This window comes from Mesorhizobium bavaricum, from assembly GCF_056781655.1.
In genome coordinates this window covers 689484-712904 of sequence record NZ_JBXAYV010000001.1, presented here as the reverse complement: position 1 = coordinate 712904, position 23421 = coordinate 689484, and the positions used below count along the sequence as shown (strand labels likewise).

The 23421-nt window shown below is 59.9% G+C and carries 14 protein-coding genes and 7 pseudogenes; 6 read left to right on the top strand and 15 right to left on the bottom strand.

Annotated features, from left to right (window positions below):
- Positions 1 to 84: 84 nt before the first annotated feature.
- Both AC1RZR_RS36215 and AC1RZR_RS36210 read right to left on the bottom strand, forming a co-directional pair.
- Positions 85 to 222: pseudogene (locus AC1RZR_RS36215) on the bottom strand (SMC-Scp complex subunit ScpB); the annotation flags it as partial.
- A gap of 60 nt (positions 223 to 282) precedes the next feature.
- Positions 283 to 3248, bottom strand: a pseudogene (locus AC1RZR_RS36210) (Tn3 family transposase).
- A gap of 431 nt (positions 3249 to 3679) precedes the next feature.
- On the opposite strand from AC1RZR_RS36210, the gene AC1RZR_RS36205 reads away from it, so the two are divergent.
- The 5 genes from AC1RZR_RS36205 (at position 3680) to AC1RZR_RS36185 (ending at position 9261) form a co-directional block, all read left to right on the top strand.
- Entirely contained in the window at positions 3680 to 3793 is a 114-nt protein-coding gene (locus AC1RZR_RS36205; RefSeq protein WP_481829379.1) for a transposase, read from the top strand.
- A 115-nt stretch (positions 3794 to 3908) separates the two neighbouring features.
- Entirely contained in the window at positions 3909 to 5225 is a 1317-nt protein-coding gene (locus AC1RZR_RS36200) for an acyltransferase family protein (protein WP_481829378.1), read from the top strand.
- Between the two features lie 144 nt (positions 5226 to 5369).
- Positions 5370 to 5741 carry a hypothetical protein gene (locus AC1RZR_RS36195; protein ID WP_481829377.1) on the top strand — a complete coding sequence of 124 codons (372 nt, stop codon included), beginning with the start codon at positions 5370 to 5372 and terminating at the stop codon, positions 5739 to 5741.
- Between the two features lie 815 nt (positions 5742 to 6556).
- Entirely contained in the window at positions 6557 to 8122 is a 1566-nt protein-coding gene (ltrA, locus tag AC1RZR_RS36190) for a group II intron reverse transcriptase/maturase (RefSeq protein ID WP_481829376.1), read from the top strand.
- A 164-nt stretch (positions 8123 to 8286) separates the two neighbouring features.
- Complete coding sequence (locus AC1RZR_RS36185) at positions 8287 to 9261, top strand: IS110 family RNA-guided transposase (protein ID WP_481829612.1); 975 nt, start codon at positions 8287 to 8289, stop codon at positions 9259 to 9261.
- Between the two features lie 244 nt (positions 9262 to 9505).
- Here AC1RZR_RS36185 and AC1RZR_RS36180 read toward each other — a convergent pair.
- The 3 genes and pseudogenes from AC1RZR_RS36180 to AC1RZR_RS36170 all read right to left on the bottom strand — a co-directional run.
- Positions 9506 to 10293: pseudogene (locus AC1RZR_RS36180) on the bottom strand (IS630 family transposase); the annotation flags it as partial.
- Between the two features lie 173 nt (positions 10294 to 10466).
- Positions 10467 to 11438, bottom strand: a complete 972-nt coding sequence (locus tag AC1RZR_RS36175) for a glycosyltransferase family 10 domain-containing protein (protein WP_481829375.1) — start codon at positions 11436 to 11438, stop codon at positions 10467 to 10469.
- A 257-nt stretch (positions 11439 to 11695) separates the two neighbouring features.
- Positions 11696 to 12553, bottom strand: coding sequence for a sterol desaturase family protein (locus tag AC1RZR_RS36170; protein ID WP_481829374.1), 858 nt, complete (start codon positions 12551 to 12553; stop codon positions 11696 to 11698).
- Positions 12554 to 12938: 385 nt separating this feature from the next.
- Between AC1RZR_RS36170 and AC1RZR_RS36165 the strand changes: the two are divergent.
- Positions 12939 to 13638: pseudogene (locus tag AC1RZR_RS36165) on the top strand (IS6 family transposase).
- A gap of 25 nt (positions 13639 to 13663) precedes the next feature.
- On the opposite strand, the gene AC1RZR_RS36160 reads toward AC1RZR_RS36165, so the two are convergent.
- The 10 genes and pseudogenes from AC1RZR_RS36160 to AC1RZR_RS36115 form a co-directional block, all read right to left on the bottom strand.
- On the bottom strand, positions 13664 to 13801 hold the full coding sequence (locus AC1RZR_RS36160; RefSeq protein ID WP_481829373.1) for a hypothetical protein: 138 nt from the start codon (positions 13799 to 13801) through the stop codon (positions 13664 to 13666).
- 158 nt (positions 13802 to 13959) lie between these two features.
- A pseudogene (locus AC1RZR_RS36155) lies at positions 13960 to 15646 on the bottom strand (enoyl-CoA hydratase-related protein).
- A 9-nt stretch (positions 15647 to 15655) separates the two neighbouring features.
- The gene (gene hypE, locus AC1RZR_RS36150) at positions 15656 to 16708 is read right to left on the bottom strand and encodes a hydrogenase expression/formation protein HypE (protein WP_481829372.1); all 1053 of its coding nucleotides are present in this window, start codon (positions 16706 to 16708) and stop codon (positions 15656 to 15658) included.
- Entirely contained in the window at positions 16705 to 17862 is a 1158-nt protein-coding gene (gene hypD / locus AC1RZR_RS36145; RefSeq protein ID WP_481829371.1) for a hydrogenase formation protein HypD, read from the bottom strand. Before hypD ends, hypE begins: the two co-directional genes overlap by 4 nt.
- A complete protein-coding gene (locus AC1RZR_RS36140) occupies positions 17859 to 18089 on the bottom strand; it encodes a HypC/HybG/HupF family hydrogenase formation chaperone (RefSeq protein WP_481829370.1) in 231 nt (76 codons plus the stop codon). The genes hypD and AC1RZR_RS36140 overlap by 4 nt, the downstream gene beginning before the upstream one ends.
- A complete protein-coding gene (locus AC1RZR_RS36135) occupies positions 18080 to 18793 on the bottom strand; it encodes a Kae1-like domain-containing protein (protein ID WP_481829369.1) in 714 nt (237 codons plus the stop codon). Before AC1RZR_RS36135 ends, AC1RZR_RS36140 begins: the two co-directional genes overlap by 10 nt.
- A 140-nt stretch (positions 18794 to 18933) precedes the next feature.
- Positions 18934 to 19611, bottom strand: a pseudogene (locus AC1RZR_RS36130) (Sua5/YciO/YrdC/YwlC family protein); the annotation flags it as partial.
- An 89-nt stretch (positions 19612 to 19700) separates the two neighbouring features.
- A pseudogene (locus tag AC1RZR_RS36125) lies at positions 19701 to 20021 on the bottom strand (cytochrome b/b6 domain-containing protein); the annotation flags it as partial.
- A 12-nt stretch (positions 20022 to 20033) separates the two neighbouring features.
- Positions 20034 to 21824: a nickel-dependent hydrogenase large subunit gene (locus AC1RZR_RS36120; RefSeq protein WP_481829368.1), complete on the bottom strand. Its 1791-nt coding sequence runs from the start codon at positions 21822 to 21824 to the stop codon at positions 20034 to 20036.
- 24 nt (positions 21825 to 21848) lie between these two features.
- The gene (locus AC1RZR_RS36115) at positions 21849 to 22934 is read right to left on the bottom strand and encodes a hydrogenase small subunit (RefSeq protein WP_481829367.1); all 1086 of its coding nucleotides are present in this window, start codon (positions 22932 to 22934) and stop codon (positions 21849 to 21851) included.
- Positions 22935 to 23421 lie beyond the last annotated feature (487 nt).

Genomic DNA, 23421 nt, shown 5'->3' with positions numbered 1-23421 from the left:
AGAACCTCCCGATCACCGATTGCCACGTGATCAGTCATCCTGGACGTGAGATTTGCCGAGCGTCGAAGAGAGAAGCCTATCTGCTCATGGCATCTCGCCTTCAGCGACGATATTCACCTCATCGTCACGCTCCCCGCTCGTCAGGCCAACCGGAATATCGCCGGCGAGCAGCTTGTCCTTGGACAGCAGGCCAGCGTCCTCGAGTGCCTCGAAATCTGGCAGCTGGGGGTCGGAACAAGAACTGTTCCCAGCGACACGCTAAGGTCGAACGGAGCATAAACGTCATGCGGCGTGGCGTAACCGAGCCGGAAGTCTGAGCGACCGGAAGCCTTCAGGCATCTGATGTTCTGCATCCCAAGTGTAGATACCCGTCAGATTGATGTGCTCCCAACTCAGCGGCGAGATGTGCCTGAGCAGATGATCCGGAATCTCACGACGCATGTTACGCAAGTGGGTGACGGCCCGTTCGATATAGACCGTGTTCCAGTGCACGATCGCGCTAACGACGAGGTTGAGGCCGGAGGCGCGGAAGGCCTGGCTTTCGAACGATCGGTCACGGATTTCGCCGCGCTCGTGGAAGAAGACAGCGCGCTTCAATTTATGCGCAGCTTCGCCCTTGTTGAGGCCGGCTTGGCAGCGCCGACGCAATATCGGACTTGAGTACCATTCGATCATGAACAGCGATCGCTCGATCCGACCGAGTTCCCGTAGCGCCCTTGCGAGCTGGCTTTCCTTTGGAGATGCGGACAGCTTCTTCAGGATCGTAGACGGCACCACGGATCGCGTCGTGATCGACGCCGCCAGATGGAGCAGATCGTCCCAATGGTCGAGAATCAAAGTCGTGTTGATCGGCGCACCGATGTGGTTCGACAGCGCCGGATATGCGTCGCCTTTCTCGAATGTGTGGAACTTCCGATCTTTGAGATTGCGCAGTCGCGGTGCGAACCGCTTGCCGATCAGGGCGAACAGCCCGAATACGCGATCACTCGCGCCGCCCGTATCGGTAAAGTGTTCCTGGATCTCGAGGACCGTGTCCTGATCGAATAGCCCATCGAGCACGTAGGCCGCCTCGCTTTCGGTCGGACTGATGGGCAGAATGCTGAAGTAGCCATACTGATCGGAAAGATGGCTGTAGAATTTCGATCCGGGTTCGCTGCCGTAATGCAAATTGATGTCGCCGCGCTTTGCGGCTCGATCGCTCGCGCGGAAGAATTGGCCATCGGACGATGAGGTTGTTCCGTTGCCCCACAGTCGAGAATGCGGATGGCGGGTGTGTGCATCGGTGATACATGCTTGCGCCGCGCGATAGGTCTCCGACCGAGCGTGGAAGGTGCGCATCCAGCCGATCTGGTGAGCGCTGATTCCTTTGGACGCGCTCGCCATTCGCTTCGGACCGAGGTTGGTCCCATCGGCCAGCACGCCGGCCAGCATGGCCGAGACATTCCTCGGAGTGTCACCCGTGCGAACATGCGTGAAGCAGTCCGCAAAGCCGGTCCATTCGTGCACATCCCGCAGAAGGTCCGGCACCTCGACCAACGGATAGAGCTCGCTGATCTCGGCGTTCAGTTCCTCGGCCGCCGCCGGAACCTCGCCAGCCGTTGGCGTCACGATCAACGTGCCGGCTTCAAGACGAACACCTTCTAGCTTTCCGGACCGTGCTCTGTGTGCGAGGCGCTTCAGGTTGAAGTCGAGCATCTGACGCGCTTCGGCAAGCCACTGCGCGCCGTCACCTTGGACGCCCAGTCCAAGGCGGTCCTCCTCCTTCATGGAGGTGAATGTTGACCGCGGCATAAGGTGCTCGTCGATCGGCCGGAAGGATCGGCTGCCATCGACCCAGATGTCCGCAGATCTAAGCCGGTCCCGCAAAGCCGCAAGCGTCGCAATCTCATAGAGACGACGATCGGGTTTCTCCTTCCCGAGGATTAGCCGTCGATCAGCTTGGCTGAGGTGGGTGACCGGGACGCGATCCGGAAGGGTCCGCCGCTTCTCGACATAGAGCCGTTTCAGCAGCGAAATCGCAGCAAGAAGGGGATCGTGGCGGCGCGCTGAGCGGAACGTGAACGCCTGCAGGAACGCACCGGCATATTTGTTGACGGTCGCATATTGCTCGGCCGCTAAGGTCAATGGCGACGCCTCATTGTCCTCGACCATCGACTCAAGCTCAGGCTTCATCCGAAGCAACCGGTGCCACCCAACTTCCTGATCGAGAACCTCCAATGCGTTCCGGCCGCGGATTGCAGAGCAGTGATGGTTTGGAGGAACATGCGCAGCGCCTTGGCGGTATCCGGCCTGCAGTCTATGTGCCGCTGCTTCTTGCGGTTATTGGCTTGCGAGAACAGCCGACCTATCAGCTTGATGAACATCGACACTGCATCGTCCGTGAGCTTCTGGCCGAGCTTGATAGTCTGCGCCACGATCAGGGCGTGTCGACGGCTGGTATTGAAGTCGTTGGCCAGCCATGCCGGTGTGGCGTTGCCCTCACGGATCATCTGATCCCACCGTCCGGAGGATATGCGCATCTGCAATTTCGGATCGATCTCCAGCGTGCGCAAAAAGGCGATCCGTTCGGTCAGCCCAATCAGGTTCGAAGCACCAGGCGCATCCGGCGCCGATCTCAGCCAATGAAAGCGCGTCTGGCCGAGGGCCGGGTCAACCTCCAACAGCCTGTCCAAAAATGTAAGCCGATCGGGCGGGATACCTTCGACGAGTTCTTTCTCAGCCCGTCGGCGAGCTATCGCGCGACCGCCGAGGCCGATCTTCTCGATGGAATGCAGCGAGGGCAGGAGTGCGTTTCATTTCCGGAACTCGGCAATGACTGCTGTCGCGATCGGCAACCCGTGATCGCCATTGGCCGCCGCATCGATTGCAGCCACAAGGGCGGCGCGGCGATCGTCTCTAGATGCAGTCCGGAGACCGAGGTAAGCCATCAACGATCGGCTGTGATCGAAACGGGTCTGTACTCGATGTGCATAGAAGGCGTAGAGGCGCGCGTCGATACCGAGCTGACCCGCAAGATAGTTGATCACAGCCGCAGGTGGCTGCTCGTTGTCCCACAAGAGCCGCCCTGTTTGTCGCATCGTGCAGAGTTGAACGGCGAAGCCCAGCTTGTTCTGTGGTCGCCGGCGGAGTTCGCATTCCAATCTATCTGCCGGGCCCAGAGTAAAGTGACGGATCAGACTATCCTCGTCCGTCGCTATGCCCAGCAGTATCGCCGCTTCCTTTGAACTGACAAGCCGTCTTCTACCCACTCGCCTTCTCCCTCGGCACACTAAATTCCAAGGGGTAGTGGTTGGCCATCGGCCGGAAGCTTTCAACCAGCCCGGTGGCTTCATCTACAGATCTATGCGCGTGTTCGCGCTTCGTTCGACCTTAGCGTGTCTGCGGGAACGGTTCTTGTTCCGACCCCTACTTCTCCGACATTCACCAGAAGCCGAAAGGCCGGCCGATGAGCGAGGCGATGGCACGGGCCAATGGCCGGCGCTCAAAAATCCGCGCCTTCGTCGAGCACGTCTTCGCACAGCAGAAAGCCCGCATGGCCTGTTCGTGCGGACCATCGTCTGTCGGGCGGGCCAGGACAAAGATCGGCATGGCCAATCAACCTCACGCGCTATGTCTGGCACCAGGGCCGAAGTGTGCCTGCATGACGCGAAAGCGGTGAGATCGGCAGCCACCGGCCGAATTGATCGGCTCCCACAGCGGTAAATTGCCCCTCGATGCGGTGATGATGTTGAGGATCATGGTGCTGCAGGCGCTCTACTGTCTCTCGGACGATCAGGCCGAGTTTCAGATCTAGGACCGGCTGTCGCCTGTGGGCATGGCCCGCATATCCATCCCATGGATGCATTATATCCAAACAATCAAGTTTACCCATCCGTCATGACGCTGCATAGCGCAGTACAGGAAAGCCAATGTCCCGTGCTTTCCAGCTCACGTTCACGAGCGTGGACTTTGTAGGAAGACCAAGTCGAAACCGGCGCATCATAAAGGGCAGAGTATCCATGAACGGAATGGCGGCGGGGCAGGTCGGATCCGGGCGTTTTATTGCTTTAGAGGGGTTGAGGGGGCTGGCTGCAGTTGGCGTCCTCTTGTCTCACGCCCTCTTCGCTGTCGAGCCAGGGATATTCAAAACCATGTACCCGTTGGCGCAAGCAGCGTGGCCAGAAATCGGATGGCCTGCTCAGCTTCTAACTCTCCCCCCATTCAGCATGCTTATCAACGGAAGCTTTGCGGTTTGTGTATTCTTCGTTCTAAGCGGCTTCGTCCTTACCAAGTCTTTTGCTGATACTGGAAATGCGTCGGTGCTTGTATCCAGAGCAATCCGACGGATACCCCGCCTCGGCATTCCAATCGCGGCTTCAATCGTTTTTGCCGGTACCATTTTTGCCATGGGGCTGATGAGAAATCTTGAAGTTGCTCCACTCACGGGCTCGATCTGGCTGACCTGGTATTACCCTAGCTCAATTACGGCCGCGACCATCGCCCAGGAGGCCCTATATGAGTCCTTATTTCTCGGTACGAACAAACTCAATTCACCACTCTGGACGATGTCCATTGAGCTCGTCGGCTCATACTTAGCCTTCATGTTCGCCTTCGCTGCGAGGTGGTTCACCTTCGCCCTCGTCACAGTTTTTGCCGCGGCTCTCTCTTTTGCGGTCCATATAGCTTACCTGCCCTTCGCCTTGTCGTTCGGGGTCGGCGTCCTCCTGACTCGCGTTTCTCCAGCGAAATGGCCTCACAAAGCTAAGATCGCAATCTTTCTTGCTGCCATCTATCTTGGCGGCTTCTCAAACGACATCTTGTATGAGCCGATCATCAAACTCTCCCCAATCGACTTTAATCCCCTGAAGGACGCAATGCACTGCGTCGGTGCAACCTTCCTTGTCGCTAGCGTTCTCGCGCTTCCATCGCTTCAGCGAGCCTTCTCGTCACACTTTTTCCCACTCCTAGGTCGATTGTCGTTCTCGGTCTACCTTCTTCATTTCCCTATCCTGTGTTCCCTCGGGTGCTTTGTCTATCTCTGGACTATCCAATGGGGGCATGCCATTGCGGCTAGTAGCACTGTCGTCATTGTACTTGTAACCACCATCATTGCTGCGGTGCCTTTTCAGCGCCTTGTAGACGTGAAGTCCATGGAAGTAGCCAAGAGGGTGGACCAATACCTGAGAGGTTTTTGCGTAAGACCGCGGAGGGGTAGACTGGCGCTGCGCTCAACCTGTCGTAGCTAGCCGGGTTTATGCACGGCGCTGAACGTTTGGCGGCCTGAGGTGCTTCCGCCGCTATTTTCATGGACTTCAATTGCAGTTCGGCCCAAGCACGCTTTGTGCTCCGGACTGGCGCGTAAACCTCAATAAAACGAAAGGTGCCCTGCCTTGGAAGAATTCGTATCACGCATTGCCACCAATGTCGGCGTCGACCCGGCTCTCGCAGACAAGGCCGTTGGCATGATGCTCGCTTTCCTGCAACGCGAGGCAGCCGACGGTCCCGCTGCGCGCATGATCGAGGCCATTCCCGGAGCTTCGGAATTAGTGGCGAAGCATGATGGTGAGGACGCAGAGGGCGGCAGCTTCCTCGCCGGAGGCGGCGTGGTGGGTTTCGGCCAGCAATTGATGAATGAGGGTCTCAGCCTAGGAAAGATCGCCGGCATTGCTAACGAGACGATCGCCTTCGCCAAGGAACATGCCGGCGAAGAACTCGTGGACGAGGTCCTCAATTCCGTTCCCGGCCTTCCCCAGTTAGCCTGATCAGCAGCAGCCGGGTGGGCGTACGATTGTCGTGCGCCCGTCTCGGCCCGCTTGCGCAGCTAGAGCAGACTCGACTTATTCCGGGTCATAGCCGTCTGCCTCGAAATAGTGCCTGCATTCCTCGACCGTGAAAGCTGCGAGGCAGTTGGCCACGACCGACCAGAGTTCGTCGATGGTTCGGGTTGGAGCCTTTCTCAGGAGAGCCTTGAGCTTCGAGAAAGCCATCTCGATTGATGGTGTGGATGGCTCCTGCTCCCGGCGTCGCATTGCGCCATAGTCGGGATGTCATCGTCCCCTAGCAGAGGAGCCATCCATGTCCGAACTTGCCACGGTCGGTATCGACCTCGCAAAGACCATTTTCGTGCGACCTGCAAGTCGCGTGAGTTTCTGTTTCACAGGAGGAGATATTGCCTGAAGAAACCGGCTGTTCCATCAGCCGTTCCCTACCCGGACATGCGGAGCCGGTAACGGCTCGGTGTGAAGCTCTGGGGACAACGTAGCCGCCGGATATCCGGTACGTCGAGCCGCGAGGCAAGGCGGAATCTGCCAGCACGAAGGCGGAGAGGCGCAAGGGATGAGCGGGTACGACCAACGTATGTGAACTTCCGATAAACGTCGTGATCTTTGACAAGCCAAACGTGCTGACAGGCTTGAACCAAAACGGTACGCGGTGTGGAGTGGTCTTTGAAAACTGGGCCACCATGGACGAACAGCCGCTGGCGAAGAGGAAGGGTCCGCCCCGCTCGGAGACTTATGCGGAACAGGGTAAGCCCATAGTGCTGCCGGCAACGGCAGGCGGACCATAAGGAACGCTGTTGGCGCTGTGGGTAAAGGAATGCGGAAAAAGCGAACGCCCGGCTGTAATGGACGGGATACGGGCTGAAACATCGCCCGACGCGAAAGCGGGCAGACTTCCGCGCGGTCATTCATGGCGAGAGAACTTTGACCAATCGTTGTACGAGGAAAAGCAGATGACGGCGATCGGCGCGAGAGCGACTGGAGCCGGTGCATCCTCGCGCACTGCGCAGATGTGGGATCAGGCGAACTGGTTGCACATTCAGGCAGAGGTGAAACGGCTTCAGGTGCGTATCGCCAAGGCAACCCAGGAAGGCCGATGGGGCAAGGTGAAAGCATTGCAACGTCTGCTGACCCGCTCGCATAGCGGCAAGATGTTGGCCGTGAAACGGGTGACGGAGAATCGCGGTAAGAGAACGCCGGGGGTGGACGGTAAGATATGGTCATCCCCGGCGGCCAGATGGAACGGGATGATGTCACTTCGACATCGCGGTTATAGCGCGATGCCGTTGCGACGTGTTTACATTCCCAAGAGTAACGGCAAGAAGCGTCCGCTGGGAATTCCCTGTATGCGGTGCCGGGCGATGCAGGCGTTATGGAAGCTCGCTCTGGACCCGGTGGCAGAGACACTGGCGGACCCGAATTCCTATGGGTTCCGGCCCGAACGCTCGACTGCCGACGCCATTGAGCAGTGCTTCATCACTCTGGCTAAGCGCGCTTCGCCAGAGTGGATTCTGGAAGGTGACATCAGAGGCTGTTTCGACAACTTCAGTCACCCCTGGCTTCTGGAGCATGTCACGATGGAGAAGGAGGTCCTGCGAAAGTGGCTTCAAGCCGGATATATCGATGAGGGAACTCTGTTTGAGACGTCGGCGGGCACCCCGCAAGGGGGAATCATCTCGCCGGTGATCGCGAACACGGCGTTGGATGGGCTGGAGGCGGCAGTCTACGCAAGCGTGGGATCGTCGAAACTCGCGCGCAGCAAGGCCCAGCTCAACGTCATCCGCTATGCCGATGACTTTGTGGTGACCGGCGCATCGAAAGATGTGCTCGAATTCAAAGTCCTTCCGGCGGTCAGGCAGTTCCTGGCCACCCGAGGTCTGGAACTCTCAGAGGAGAAGACCCGGATCACGAACATCGCGGAGGGTTTCGATTTCCTTGGCCAGAACGTACGCAAGTACGACGGCAAACTATTGATCAAGCCGGCAAGGAAGAGTGTTAAAGCACTCCTCGACAAGGTCAGGGAAATCATCAAGGGCAATGCGAGCGTCACGCAGGAGGCGTTGATACAGAAACTGAACCCAGTTATCCGGGGATGGGCCATGTATCACCGTCACGTCGTGGCGAAAGCGAGCTTCTCATCGATAGATTCGCACATCTGGCAAATGCTCTGGAAATGGGCAAGTCGACGCCATCCCATGAAAGGAGCACGGTGGGTGAGGAACAGGTACTTCCGGGTCGATGGACACCGGTCCTGGGACTTCGCTACGAAGGGTCCGGCAGATGCCAGTACCAGCGGGTGCCGGCTCTTCCCGCGCAATGACGATCCCGATTACGAGGCACGTCAAGATCCGGGGACTGGCTAATCCATTTGATCCGGCATGGTCCACTTACTTCGCCCGCCGTCGAATTGCGAAACCCTCCGTCCAGTTGTTCGGTGCCACGCCATGGTGCTGAAGAATGGCTTGAGCCGGATGCGGGGTGATCCGCATGTCCGGTTCTTAGGGGGCGGCGGCGCAGCAATGCGCCGCTGCTACCCGACCAGATCCATGGTGTCGACGAGAGCGGCCGAGTTCTCGTGCGCTGCCAACTTCGCCGAAGCCAGTTGCTCGCGTTTTTCCAAAAGCGGCCGCGGTGCCTGATCGGCATGGAGGCCTGCGCGGGTTCACACGACTGGGGGCGCAAGCTTCAGGAGATGGGGCATGATGTCCGACTGATGCCGCCGTCTTATGTGAAGCCTTACGTGAAGCGCGGGAAGACGGATGCCGCGGACGCCGCCGCGATCTGCGAAGCGGTGACACGTCCCTCCATGCGGTTTGTTTCTATCAAGAGCGAGGCCTGCTCATCGGTTCTGGTTCTTCACCGCACACGAGACTTTCTGGTTCGCCAGCGCACGCAGATTGGCAATGCTATCCGAGCACACATGACGGAGTTCGGTGTCATAACGGCGAAAGGCGCTCAGAATGTCGGTCGCTTGCGTGAACAACTGGATCGGCTGCCGCAGGCGGCTCGGCTGCCCATAACCCTGCTCTTCGAACAGCTGGCCGAGACGAATGAGCGGATCGAACGGCTGACCGACGAGCTCGAAGAGACCTACGTGCAAAGCGAGACAAGCCAGCGTCTAGCCACAATCCCAGGTGTGGGGATGCTGTCGGCGACGATCATCGCGGCGACGACGCCGGATGTCGACAATTTCGGCAGCGCAAGGGACTATGCCGCCTGGCTCGGCCTCACTCCCAAGCCGCACTCCACCGGAGGCAAGCAGAGGGTGGGCCGGATCTCGAAGATGGGCAATCGTTATATCCGACGCTTGCTGTATCTGGGCGCCATGGCGCAGATCATGCTCAGATGCAGACTCAAGCGCGAACCGAGCTCGGACTGGCTATCGGGCATGCTGATGCGAAAGAAGACGAAGATCGTCGCCGTCGCTTTGGCGCATCGCATGGCACGAACAATATTCGCCGTCCTGAGGGACGGATCGCGTTACGAGCCGCAGGCAGCCTGACAGGCTCTCGGAATGGTCAGGGCAAAGTGAGGTGATGGCGAACAACGGAGACGAAGAACCAGGACACCCCGATCAATCCGAAGCGCCTCGATCGCGCTCGATTGAGTGGGACCTGTTCTCCAAGCGGATATTCATCAGGGCGCGCAGCGATCCCGTTGCACATTCAGACGCCGTATACATGGCCGCAACCGACCTGTTCACCAAACCCGATCCGATACCTTGACCCGCAGGAGCCATCCATACACGGGTTGAAGTCGGGCGAGTATGGCGGCAGGAACAGGAGCCGCGCCAATGTTCTCGATCACCTCGCGCACGCCGCTGATCTTGTGGGCGGGCAGGTTGTCCATGACCACGATGTCGCCGGGGCGAAGCTCGGGTGCGCGGACCTGCTGCGCATAGGCGAGGAAGGCAGAACCATTCATAGGGCCATCGAGCAGCATTGGCGCCGCCAAGCCGCCCAGCCGCAGGCCGGCCGTGAATGTGGTGTCTTCCAATGGCCGTGAGGAACGGTCGCCCGGCATCGTTCGCCGCGCAGGCTGCGGCCACGCAAGCGCGCCATCTTTGTGGATGCTGCGGTCTCATCAATGAAAATCAGCCTCTCGGGGTCGAGATCGAGCTGGCCATCGAACCAGGTTCTGCGGCGACGCAGGACATTGGGGCGCTGCTGTTCGGCGGCGTGCGCCGTCTTTTTTTGAAACGTGATGCCGCGCCGGTCGAGGTACAGCCGGACCGTGGACGACGCTGCCCGCGCGCCGCGCTCGGCGGCAAGGCGCTCCCCGATCTCGGCAAGTGTGATGTCCGGCGCGTCCTCGATAAGGCCAAGAATAAAGGCCTCATGCGCATCGAGCTTCGAACGCGACGGCTGGCCCTGCTTGCGCGCTTCCACTGGCCGGTCTCGCGATTGCGGCGATATCAACTCCCGGCCGTCGAAATACCGATCCGGAAGCGACGTGTCGCCTCCCGCGTCGAACCCCCGACTTCAATGGCCGCAATCACGCGCCCACGAAGGTCCGCCCTTAGGCTCCTCGTCATCATCACCTCCTCGCAAATCACCGGGACAGTGAATCAGGCAGGATCTATCGCGTGATTCCCAGACCGACTCTGTGGTTCATCAAAGATGCTCGGGGCATTCTCCGCCGAGTGTGCCGTACGGACCTTGCCAGACCACCAACCGCCGGGCGCGCGAAGCGAATGAACTTTGGAGTTCATTCGTCTACCCCAAAATCGACCGCAGGCGTACCGATGTGCATAACTTTAGGCGGCAAAGGCTTATCCTGAACGCTTTCGATGAAGTCCGCGAGATAAGCAAATATATTGTACTTCTCAAGTACCAACCGCTTCGCCTCTCGTATTGCGTCGCGACGTTCCCTCCAGAGGTCCGAGTTGATGATTTCTCGGATCCTTTGAATTACGTTCTTGTCCTCTGGATCAATCAGAACCATTGAGTCCGGCGGAAAGAACCTCGTAATTGCTGGGCTGCCGTAATAGATCGGCATTGTTTCAGCAACGAAGCAGTCCATAAGCTTTTCTGTAAAATAGTAATCAGCGCAAGTGTTCTCGAACGCTATACTGTAGCGGTAAGGTGCAAGTGCGTCCCATTTATCTCCAATCAGGTGAAAACCTCGGCCGAACAGGTCAAACTCGAGCTCCTCTCTCAGCCGTTCCAAAAACGCCAGCCGATATCGATGTCCTTTAAGCAGGACGATGTTGCTGGTAATCCATGAGAGCCGACGCGGCTTGTCAACGACTTCGCTGACCAGAAGTTGGTCATACGTCTTTCTTACAGACCAAGACCGAGTGATAGGTGGAGACAAGACGAATCGACGCCCTGCATTCTGCCGAGCTACCAGCTCTGCGTCAGACGTCAGAACGATGGTATTTTCCCCCTGCCCTAGATGGAGCGCGCGATGAGCTTTCGTCGGCGGTTCGCCGATTGCAAAAATTGTCCTGTTCGGGCTCGCCTCGATATCAACAGGAAGTCCAAAAAGAGAAGGAGAGTTAAAGATTATATGCCAATCCGGCATGAAGGACGTCTTGCGTACAAAAGCGACATTGTTCCAGATTCCACTGCCCTTTGGAGTGAGATGGTGGATTGCGTCATCCAGACCGCCCCAAGAATCGAGGCATGCAGCAACAATGGGCGCCGGACGTTCCGTCAGCAATTTGGCGCTAGACAAAGTAGTTCGACTCCATTCACTTCAGGGTTCTGTTGCAAACTTTTTCGTTACGGGTTGTCTGGCAAGTGACCTCCGATCGCCGCCGCATAAGCACCGCCCGCCATCTCTTCTTGCTTCAGTTCAACAAAAATTTGCAACAGAACCGTTCCAGATCCTACGTCTCCGATAAGGCCAGCGCCAAGGATCCGTCCCCTTCTAGGTCCAGTTGATGGGTTCCGACCTCGACAATCGGATTAGAAGCGTAAAGCTGCGTTCGTTTAATTCCCAGCCTTTTCACCACTTCCGACTTTAGCTCTACGCCAGCGACGTCGATCAAATGGAAACATAACGAAATCGCGCACGGTGAGCGGCTCGGATTGGTCTCGGAGGCCAACTTCCGGCCACTCGTTCTTTTTTGGCCAGTATGCCGTTGCAAAAATCGTGTCCCAGATAGTTGTAAAGAACCCGTAGTTTCGGCGCTGGTGATGGGGTTCCAACGAGTGGTGAATGCGGTGGAACTTGTTGTCGCCAATGATATATCGAAGCGGCCCAAGATTGATGCGGGTGCTAGAGTGTGAAAGATGGACCTGAAAAGTAATCAGCGTCATGGCAACAAAAGGCACTACGCCAGATTCGAAGTGGAACAGCGTGAGTGGTAGTGACACCAACCCTGCGGCAACGAGTGGCTCGGAAATGTGATGATGGCAATTCCATGCCGTCAATTCGCGGATCGAGTGGTGAGTAGCGTGCATGCGCCAGAGGAATGGAACAGCATGCTGAGCGCGGTGCATCCAGTAGTAGAAGAAGTCGCCGGCAATCGCGACCAAAACGCCTGAAAGGACGGCCAATCCATTATTAATGATTGCGTTGTCAGAGTGAAGCAACGTACCGAAATTGATCGTTACAAGCGGCTTTATCCCTAACCAGCCCACGCTCACAGCGTAGAAGTGCCACATAAAGGCACCACATCCGAGGCGAATAATATAATTTCGCACGCCGCGAACGTATGAAGCAAAACTGTATCGATAAGCCGGAAAGGTTAGCTCCAGCGCGGCGCATAACGTTGCGAAGATTACAACCATCTCAAGCGAATACACGAAGATCTGGGTCATTTGGTTGATATCGAGAATGTGCATTTCTTTGCTCCTGCGAATCCTTCAAAATGAGGGGCTCTCATCAACGCAGTGCCTTCGTCACGAGGGCGAGACCAATGTTATGCCTCTCCGGCGCAGCCCTAAACTCGAGTCGGCATCCGGACCGATATCCGCGCAGAAATCACGGCGCACGGCAGGGATGTGCTATGCTGTTTTCACAGAGAGTTAAAATTAGTTTTTTGGATAGACCCATCCATCTCCCAAATGGTTGGAGGAGCCCAGTAGACGAAGTGGTTTGCGCAAAACGACCAGCTATGCGCCAGTGTTGAGGCGGTGCAGCAGAGGTTGCATAGCCGGTTCTGTTGCAAACTTTTTCGTTACGGGTTGTCTGGCAAGTGACCTCCGACATTTTTTTCGGAGGTTTGTGATGTTCAGAGGCCGGCATTTCGACCGATCGGTCATCCTGGTGTGCGTTCGCTGGTATCTGGCATATGGACTGAGCCTGCGCGATTTGAAGGAGATGATGGCCGAGCGTGGCATTAGCGTTGATCATTCGACGATCCATCGCTGGGTTGTTCACTTCTCGCCCTTGCTGCTGGAGCGCTTCAACCGGCGCAAGCGCGCAGCGACGGCAAATGGCATGTTGATGAAACCTACATCAGGTCCGAGGGCAGTGGATGTATCTCTACCGCGCTATCGACAGCGTCGGCGACACGGTCGAATTCTATTTCAGCGAACATCGGGATTTGCCGGCGGCCAAGCGTTTCTTCAGGAAAGCGCTGGAGCGCCATGGGCGTCCCGATCGTGTCGTCATCGATGGTAGCCAGACCAACCAGGAGGCGATCGTTTCCTGCGATACGACACATCGATTGCAGGATCGCTGCAGGCGCCGACCGAAGCCGATCCGAATCCGCCAAAGCCAATACTTGAACAACCGGATCGAGCAGGACCATCGGCGGATCAAGCGCCGTGTTCGGCCGATGCTCGGCTTCAAATCTCCCGCAGCCGCAAGCATCATCCTCGACGGCATCGAAATGCTTCACATGATGCGCAAACGACAGGCGAGGTTCGCCTTCAACCCAAATCCGTCATTGGCCGAGCAGTTCGATATCCTCGCCGCCGCATAAGCACCGCCCGCCATCTCTTCTTGCTTCAGTTCAACAAAAATTTGCAACAGAACCGTTCGGTGTCGTAGCCATTAGGCAAGTGTTCGATGAAGTCATGCGCGCCAACGGCTTGTGCCGCGCGGACCACCTCTTCCCAGCTGGCGTCGGTCTTGGGGTAGCGCATGTTCCACCGGCTAACGGCGATGTCACGTTAACTAGCGGTCAACTTTTTGGAGGATAGAGCGACGGTATGAACGCTTCGCCCATCGGATAGAACCCGCTGGATAGCCTCGATTGAGCACACCTCGTCGCCCACTACGAGAACGGTTGCTAGCGGGTTCGTCATCGCATGGTGCTCCTACGGTCCGTAGTGGTCGGCGTTCGCGCGGTGGACAGCGAGCGTGACGGGCGTACGGGACTTGGGCGTCTTGTGGATAAAATTGTAGCGCGCCACGTGATAGCTCGGGTCGAAGCCGTAGAAATTGCGCCGCATCCGCCGCAGTTCCTCTTCCCGATAGGCGGCAAGCGGTTTCTCGGCCTCGTCGCGAGCGCGGCGCGCCCGTTTGGCAGCAATCCGCCGGGCAAGATCGGGAGAGGCCGCGAGTTCGGCGGCAGCGCGGAGCAGTTCTCAGTCGGCGGATTCTACATTTCCCGGCAGGCGCCGGGTGGCGAGCCCCAGTTCAAGCGCCTCGTCGACCCCCATCGGCAGCCTTGCCTGGGTCACGCGGCGGGCTCGGCCCTCGCCGACCCGAGCCGGCAGCAGATAGGTCCAGTATTCCGAGCCGTAGAGATTGCCCATGTCCTTGTAGTGCGGATTGAGGATGACGCCCTCGCGCATCCAGACTTCGTCGGCGGCAAGCGACAGGAAGACGCCGCCAGCCCCGGCATTGCCGAGCACCGCGGCAATAACCAGTCGGTCATCGGTCTCGATGATCTCGCGCACCAAGTCGTTCATCGCGTTTATATTGCGCCAGGATTCGTCGGCGGCGCTGTCGGCGCCCTCGATGATGCCGAGATGGATGCCGTTCGACCAGCGATCCGCGTCGCCCCGCAGCACAAGAACCGGAAGCGAGCGTGCCTTGGCCCTCGTGATCGCCTTGCGCAAGGTATCACAATCTTCCGACGACATCGCGCCGTTGTGGAAGCGGAATTCGAGAAGTCCGACGCCGTTCTCCTCCCGGTAACGGCAGGGTTCGGGTCCTTCGATGATGGGCAGATCGCTTGCTTCGGCACCGAGCAGCCGGAGCGCCGGCAGTTTCAGCGACCGGGAATCCGGTCGCCGGAGATGGCCGATCCACAGCGCCCCCTCACGGAAGGCCATGGCGAGAGCGTGCCGCGAACGGCCAATGAGCGCGCCGGCAGGCCCCGGAACTCCTTCCGCACGCTCGGCGTCAAACACCAGGAAAGTCTGTCCGGCGATCGTCATCGTAGCGCCGGGATCTCCGTCCGACGCCCGGATGATACGTAGCGCTTCCTCGGCCGAGTGTCGGGTCGGGTCGAGGATACGGTCGGACCTCCGGCAGGCGGGTCGCTCGCACCCCCTGCCCCAGTTCGCCGGCAGCGCCGCCCCTTCCCTGCGCTCGATGCGGCCGATCGCTTCGAAGACGCCGGCTACGGCAGCCTGGGTCACTTCATGTCGGTAGAGGCTCGACTTCCGAGCGGGGCGCATCGGAAATTCCGCCCAAGCCCAGACGGGGCCCGCATCTATCTCCTCCCGAGCCTCGATCAGTGTGACGCCCCAGGTCGCTTCGCCGTCGAGGATCGCCCAGTCGAGGGCGCTTGGGCCGCGATCGCCACGGATGCCCGGATGGACGATCAGGCAGAGCGTTCCGCGCCAGACATCGGCCGGGATCAGCCGCTTGAGGAAGGGCGCGATCACGAGGTCCGGCGAAAAGAGAACGACCGCCTCGCGAGTGAAGTCGTCATGGATGTCGAGCTCGACCGTCACTTCGTGACCAGCCCGTCTCAGGTCGACATGCAGGCGCTGGGAGAGCGAGTTGAAATTGTGGCAGAGAAGCAGGATGCGCATCACCCTCTCTTAGCAGATCCGGGGCAGTTGTTCGCCCGACAGCCAGTCGACAATCCGGCCGCCGCCAAACGAGGTCGTCATCTGGACAAAGCAGTTGTCGTCGGCCACGACGTGGCCGACCAGCGCCGCTTCACTGCCAAGCGGATGCGCGCGCATCGTCGCGAGCACGGCGTTAGCGCCCTCCGGCGCCACGACTGCTACCAGTTTCCCTTCATTGGCGACATTGAGCGGATCGAGGCCGAGGAATTCGCAGGCTGCAGCCACTTCCGGTTTGAGCGGGATCTTGTCTTCGTCGATGCGGAAGCCGACCCCCGACTGGCTGGCGACCTCGTTCAGCGTCGCGGCGATGCCGCCGCGCGTCGGATCGCGCATTAGCCGGATATGCGCCCCGCCAGCCGCGACCATGTCTGCTACCAGCCCGTGCAAGGCCGCGCTATCGGAGGCGATGTCGGTGTCGAATTCCAAGTTCTCGTGTTTCGACATCACGGCGACGCCATGGTCTCCGATCGAGCCGGAAATGATCACCGCATCACCGGGCTGGGCGGCGTCCGACCGGAGATCGAGCCCGTCCGGAACCATGCCGACGCCAGCGGTCGAGATGAAGACACCGTCGGCCTTGCCGCGCTCGACGACCTTAGTGTCGCCGGTGATGATCGGCACGCCGGCCTCGCGCGAGGCGGCGCCCATGCTCTGGGCGATGCGATCGAGATCGGCGAACGGAAAACCCTCCTCGATGATGAAGCTTGCCGACAGATAGAGCGGTACCGCGCCCGCCATGGCGATGTCGTTGATCGTGCCGTGCACGGCGAGGGTGCCGATATTGCCGCCGGGGAAGAAAAGCGGCGAAACGACGTAGCCGTCCGTGGTCATCACCATCCGCCCGCCAGGCACCGAAAAGGCCGACTGGTCGTTGCCGGCCCTCAGCCAGTCATTGTCGAAAGCCTTGTGGAAAATGCCCTCGATCAACTGGCCCATGGCGCGCCCGCCGGCCCCGTGCGAAAGGTCGACACGGCCGTTCGCGACATCGAGCTTGCGCCTGTAGGCCTTGATCATCATGTTCATGCGACCGCCCTCCCCACATCCACCTGCCGCGCCTTCTCGCGGAAGCGGCCATAGGTCCAATGCGCGGCGCAGGCGCCCTCCGACGACACCATGCAGGAGCCCATCGGTGTATCGGGCGTGCAGACCGTGCCGAACAGCTTGCAGTCGGCCGGCCTCTTGACGCCGCGCAGGATCGCGCCGCATTCGCAGGCCGGGTTGTCCTTCGCGGCGGGCGTCACCATCGAAAAGCGCTTCTCGGCGTCGTAGGCCACATATTGCGGCCGGAGCCGCAGCGCGCCATAGGGCACTTCGCCGAGACCGCGCCATTCGAAGCTCTCGCGCAGCTCGAAGAAATTCGCCACCTCGGCCTGGGCCTTTTCGTTGCCGAGCGCGGTCACCGCGCGGATATACTGGTTCTCGACCTCGTGCCTGCCGTCATTGACCTGGCACACCAGCATCAGGATCGCCTGGATGACGTCGAGCGGCTCGAAGCCCGCCACCACCACCGGCTTCTGGAATTCCCCAGCGAAGAATTCGTAAGGTTCGGTGCCGATGACGGTCGAGACGTGGGCAGGACCGACGAAACCGTCGATCTTGATCGTGCCGAGCTTGCGAACGTCAGGGCTTTCCAGGATGTTCTGGATCGCCGCCGGCGTCAGCACGTGATTGCAGAAGATCGAAAAATTGCCGAGCCTCTTGGCTATCGCCGCCTTGAGCGCGAGCGCGGTCGGTGGCGTCGTGGTCTCGAAGCCGATGGCAAAGAACACCACTTCGCGTTCGAGCTCGGCCTCGGCGATCCTGAGCGCATCGAGCGTCGAATAAACCATGCGGATATCGGCGCCGGCCGCCTTGGCCTTCAAGAGGCTCGATCCGTTCGAGCCCGGCACGCGCATCAGGTCGCCATAGGTGCAGAGCGTGATCTCCGGCCGCATGGCGAGCGCGATCGCCGCATCGATACGGCCGATCGGCAGCACGCAGACGGGACAGCCCGGTCCGTGGATCATCCGCACATTGGCCGGCAGCAGATCCTCGAGACCATAGCGGGAAATAGCATGCGTATGGCCGCCGCAGAACTCCATGAAGTGATAGGAACGCCCCGGATCGGCGAGAGCGGCGATCTGCCGGGCGATATCCTTGGCGAGCCTGCCGTCGCGATATTCGTCGATATATTTCATGCCGCATCTCCCATGGCAGCAGCTTCGCGGATGAGGGCGAGCGTCCTTTCCGCCTCCTCCGGGTCGATCTTCGCGAGCGCATAGCCGACATGAAGGACGAGATAGTCGCCCGGCCGGACATCGTCGATCAGCGCGGTCGAAACGATCTTCGATACGCCGTCGAGCGTGACCCTCGCCATGTTGTCGGGCAGTACTTCCTTGACCTGGACCGGTATCGCTAGGCACATGTCCGGCTCTCCTCCGCTGATGCATTCTCGTTCATGATGACCTGCCGCGCATGGGCGGCCTGGCCGAGCGCGATGCCGCCGTCATTGGCCGGCGCGAGACGTGGCAAATAAGCTCTGAGACCGCGGTCCCGAAGCGCTTGCGCAAGTCCGGCCGCAAGGACCCGATTCATCAAGCATCCGCCGCCGAGCGCGACCTCCGGGATGCCCAGGAGTGCCGCTTCCCTCGCGGCCCATTCCGCAAGTCCCGCGATCAGCGTACCGTGAAAGAGATCGGCCGCGTCAGCGCCGCTCAGTCCTTCCCGCGCAAGATGCAGGATGAGCGGCCGGAAATCGAGCACCCCGTCCCGAATTGCATAGCCGTCGGAGAGACAGCGCGGCGCCCGGACGAGGGCCTCGAGCTCCATCGCCGCCTGCCCTTCGTAGCTCTGGACGAGACTAATGGCTGCTATCGCCGCGGCGGCATCGAAGAGCCTGCCGAGGCTGGTTGTCCGGGACGGCTGCATACCGCGTTCGAACATCGCCGTGAGCTGCACAACACCCGGATGACCTGGCCAGAGCTGCGACGCGAAATCAAGGCATCCGGCCTCCTGCAGGGCTGCCACCCCCATGCGCCAAGGCTCACGCGCCGCGAGGTCGCCACCGGGCAGCGGCAGCGATGTAAGCGATCCCGCTCGGCGCCAATGACCACCATGGGCGATGAGCATTTCGCCCCCCAACTCGCGCCATCGGTGCCGAAACCGTGGCCATCGAGCGCAAGCCCGAGAACCGGGCCGGAAAGCCGATGCTCCGCGACCACGGCCGCGACATGGGCGACATGATGCTGGACTGCCACGACCGGCAGGCCCAGGCTCTCTGCCATCCGCACCGAACGGAAATCCGGATGCAGGTCCGAGGCCGCGAATTCCGGCTTCACGTCCAGGATCGAACAGAGATGGGTGATCGCCTCGCGCTGGAAACGGGTCGCCTCGGCATTGTTGAGGTCGCCTATATGCTGCGAGAGAAAGGCCTCGCGCCCACGTGTGACGCAGATAGTGTTCTTGAGGTCGGCGCCGGTGGCGATCACCGCAGGTCCATCCTCGCCGAGATCGACGGGCTCGGGCACGAAGCCGCGGGCGCGACGGATGAACGCGGGGGCGCCATCGATGACCTGAATGACGGAGTCGTCGGCGCGGACGGTGATGTCGCGATCATGGGTGACGATCAGATCCGCAATCGCGGCAAGGCGGCGCTCGGCGTCGGCGTTGTCGGCCACAAGGGGCTCACCACCGGGATTGGCGCTGGTCGCGACCAGCGCTGCAGGTCGGTGCGGCGAATGGCAGGCGAGTTCGTCGAGCAGCACATGATGCAGTGGAGCATAGGCGAGCATCAGCCCAATCCGCGCGAGGCCGGGCGCGATGAGGTTGGAGAGCGCACCGGCATGTGCCTCGACCAACACGATCGGGCTCGCGGGCGAGGCCAGCAAGGCTTCTTCGGCTTCGCTCAGTCGTGCGAACTGCCGCGCCGCCTCGATGCCGGCGATCATGACGGCAAACGGCTTCTGGTCACGAGCCTTGGAGCGGCCGCTTCTGGAAGGAATGGCTGCATGAGTTGCGGTGGTACACGTTCTTAGAAGGGCACATAGAAGATCTGGCGGGCATGGATATTGCCGACAAAGGCCCAGTAGACCCTGAGGATAAGGAACACGGCAAGGACCTGCCCCGCCGCGAAGTGGATGAAGCGGATATACCCCATCAGGAAATTGGCGATGGCCTCGCCCGGCACGGAAGGCAGCGGCGAGCCGATGAAATAGCCGGTTAGCGCGAGCGTCAGGATCGAGACGGCGTTGACCCAGTGCCAGATGCGCACTGGGGCTTCGTAAACATAGATGCTCTGGCGCTCGACGGCCTTTTCACCATGGGCGTCGGCGGCTGCGAGAGTTTCATGGATAGTCATGACTTATCCTCGTCACCGGACCTGGACCTTGGCCATTTCCTGACCGTCCGGGCTCATGACATGTGTCGAGCATGCTAGGCACGGATCGAAGGAATGGATGGTCCTGAGGATTTCGAGAGGTTGGGTGGGGTCTGACATCGGCGTATCCATCAACGAAGCCTCGAAGGCGCCAATATTTCCTGCCGGATCGCGAGGGCTGCCGTTCCATGTGGTGGGCACGACGCACTGGTAGTTGTCGATCTTGCCGTCCTTGATTTTGATCCAGTGCGCGAGCGCGCCGCGCGGGGCCTCCGTAAAGCCGACACCCTTGACCTCCTTGGGCCAGGTTTCCGGCTTCCACTTTTCGACATGGGCCGTAGAGAAGTCGCCGGCCCTAATATTGGCAATCAGCTTGTTCCGGAAATAGCGCATCTGGTGGCCGGCCCAGCTCGATTCGAGCGCACGGGCTGCCGTGCGGCCGAGTGTCGAGAAGAGGGCTGAAACCGGAAGGCCGAGATCCTTGAGCACCTTTTCGACCGGGTCCTTGAACTCCGCCTTGTTCTGAGCGTAGCCGACGACCCAGCGGGCGAGCGGCCCGACCTCCATGGCATGGCCGCGCCAGCGCGGCCCCTTGATCCAGGAATATTTAGCGGCCTCGTCGAGCTGCTCGATATTGGTCTTCGTCCCCTTGGCGTTGGGGCCGAGTTCGTAGTGTGGCTCGGTAACCCCGTCCCAGGGATGCAGGCCCTTTGTCTCGTCGGGATATTTGTACCAGGAATGGGTAACGAATTCCTGGATCTGCTCGGGATCCTCATGGTCGACCGGCAGCACTTCGGCGAGATTGCCATTGATGATCGCGCCGCGCGGCAGCTTCAGGCTTGCCTCGGAGTAGTCGTTGACGTGCTCGGGTACGTCGCCATAGGCTAGCACGTTCTTGCCCGACAGACCGCCTCCATAGAGCCAGTCCTTGTAGAAGGAGCCGATGGCCATGATGTCGGGAACGTATACCTTGTCATTGAACTCGATAATCTGGTCGATGATCGAGGTGACCATGTTAAGCCGCTCCATGTTGATCGCGCCGACCGCACCAGTACCGTCGATATTGATCGGACAGGGTACCCCGCCAACCAGCCAGTTTGGATGCGGGTTCTTGCCGCCGAAGATCGTGTGGATCTTGACGATCTCCTTCTGGAAGTCGAGCGCCTCCAGATAATGCGCCACCGCCATGAGATTGGCCTCCGGCGGCAGCTTGTAGGATGCATTGCCCCAATAGCCGTTCTTGAAAGGTCCGAGCTGGCCTGACTCGACGAATTTCCTGAGCCGGGTCTGGATGTCTTTGAAATAGCCTGGAGAGGAAAGCGGCCAGTCGGACACGGACTGCGCGAGCGCCGAGGTCGCCTTCGGATCGGCCGAGATCGCAGAGATCACGTCCACCCAGTCGAGCGCATGAAGATGGTAGAAGTGCACGACATGGTCATGAACCTGCAGCGCCAGCTGCATCAGGTTGCGGATCGAATTGGCATTGTCCGGGATGGTGATGCCGAGCGCATTCTCGACCGCGCGTACAGAGGTCAGCGCATGCGTGCCGGTGCAGACGCCGCAGATGCGCTCCGTGAAGGCCCATGCGTCGCGGGGGTCGCGGTTCTTTAGGATAACTTCGATGCCGCGCCACATGGTGCCGGTCGAGACCGCATTCCGGATAATGTTGTTCTCGTCGACGTTGACCTCCACCCGCATATGTCCCTCGATGCGGGTGACGGGATCGACGACGATGCGCTTGCCCGAATTGTCCAGTGTGAAGCCGTTGGGTGTTTGAATTGTCACGATGCTGTTCCTCCCCGAGAGTGATTATGATGCGTCGCCTTTTTCGCGCTTGGTGGTCACGCGCTTGAAGGCGGTCACCGCGGCATGGGCGGCGATTGCGCCACCCACGATGCCGGCGGCGGTCATGCCGACCTTGTCGGCGTTGGCCTCGACGCCGAACTGGTGGAGGTTCGTCAGCCGGTCATAGAAGCTGCCGTTGTCCCAGAAGCCGTCTTCCGAGCAGCCGATGCAGCCGTGGCCTGACTGGATCGGGAAGGAAACGCCACCGTTCCAGCGCACGGTAGAGCAGGCATTGTAGGTGGTTGGGCCCTTGCAGCCCATCTTGTAGAGACAGGAGCCCTTGCGTGCGCCCTCATCGTCCCACTCCTCGACAAACTGGCCGGCATCGAAATGCGGTCGGCGGTAGCACTTGTCGTGGATGCGCTGCGAATAGAACATCTTGGGCCGGCCCTGCCGGTCGAGTTCCGGCAGCTTGCCGAAGGTCGTGATGAAGGTGACGACCCCGGTCATCACCTCCGCGATCGGGGGACAGCCTGGTACCTTAATGATCGGCTTGTCGAGGATGACCTTGTCGATCGGTGTCGCCTGGGTCGGGTTCGGCTTGGCCGCCTGGACGCAGCCCCAAGAGGCGCAGGCGCCCCAGGCGATAATCGCCATGGCATCCTCGGCCATCCACTTCAGCTTCTCAACGAAGGGTTTGCCGCCGTCGATGCAGAACATGCCGTCCTCGTTGAGCGGCGGATTGCCCTCGACGGCGAGGATGTACTTGCCCTTGTACTTCTCCTTCGTCTCTTTGAGAATCGCCTCCGCTTGATGGCCGGCGGCCGCCATGATCGTATCGTCGTAGTCGAGCGAGATCATCGAGAGCACGACGTCTTTGACGAGCGGATGGGCCGAGCGGATGAAGCTCTCCGAACAGCAGGTGCATTCGAGCCCATGCATCCAGATGACGGGAATGCGTTCCTTGGTCTCGAGTGCTTCAGCCATCGCTGTCGCGGCACCCGGGCCGAAACCGAGGCTAGCGGCCGTCAGGCTGCAGAACTTGGTGAAACTGCGCCGGGTGATCCCCTGGCGACGAATGACGTCATATAAGGTTTCGGCAGCTGCCATGCTGCTACTCCAGCAATTTCATTCCCCATCGCATCGCCCGGATGGACGCCGGGCTCTGTCAGAAATGCTTGCAGCAAGAAGCAGACCGATTTACATTATTTCGACCATTTTCTTGCTACAGATTTGAAATGTATGGCGTTTTTTTAAAACGGCCGCTCGATGTGCGGTCGGTATGGCGAAGGGGGCCGGAAGTCGGCTTTCACCCCCGAAAACTGTCTTACCGCCGCCGCGCGGCGCCAACTGCATCTCAATGCGCGGTGCCAGTCCATACATGGATCGAAGGAGCAGATCACATGCTGCAGCACCGCGGACTTCCGCCGCCTTCAGTCGCCGGCTTGCCGAGGTCCGCCGCCGCGAGTGCTGCGGTTGCCGCCGGTTCGCCAACGGGGTTCTGGTGCATGTCTGGACACCCGGCGGTCCTACAGGTTCTGCGCGACCACTACTTCGACGAGCTCAGTCTTCTCGCCTCTATGTCTCCGCCCAAGCT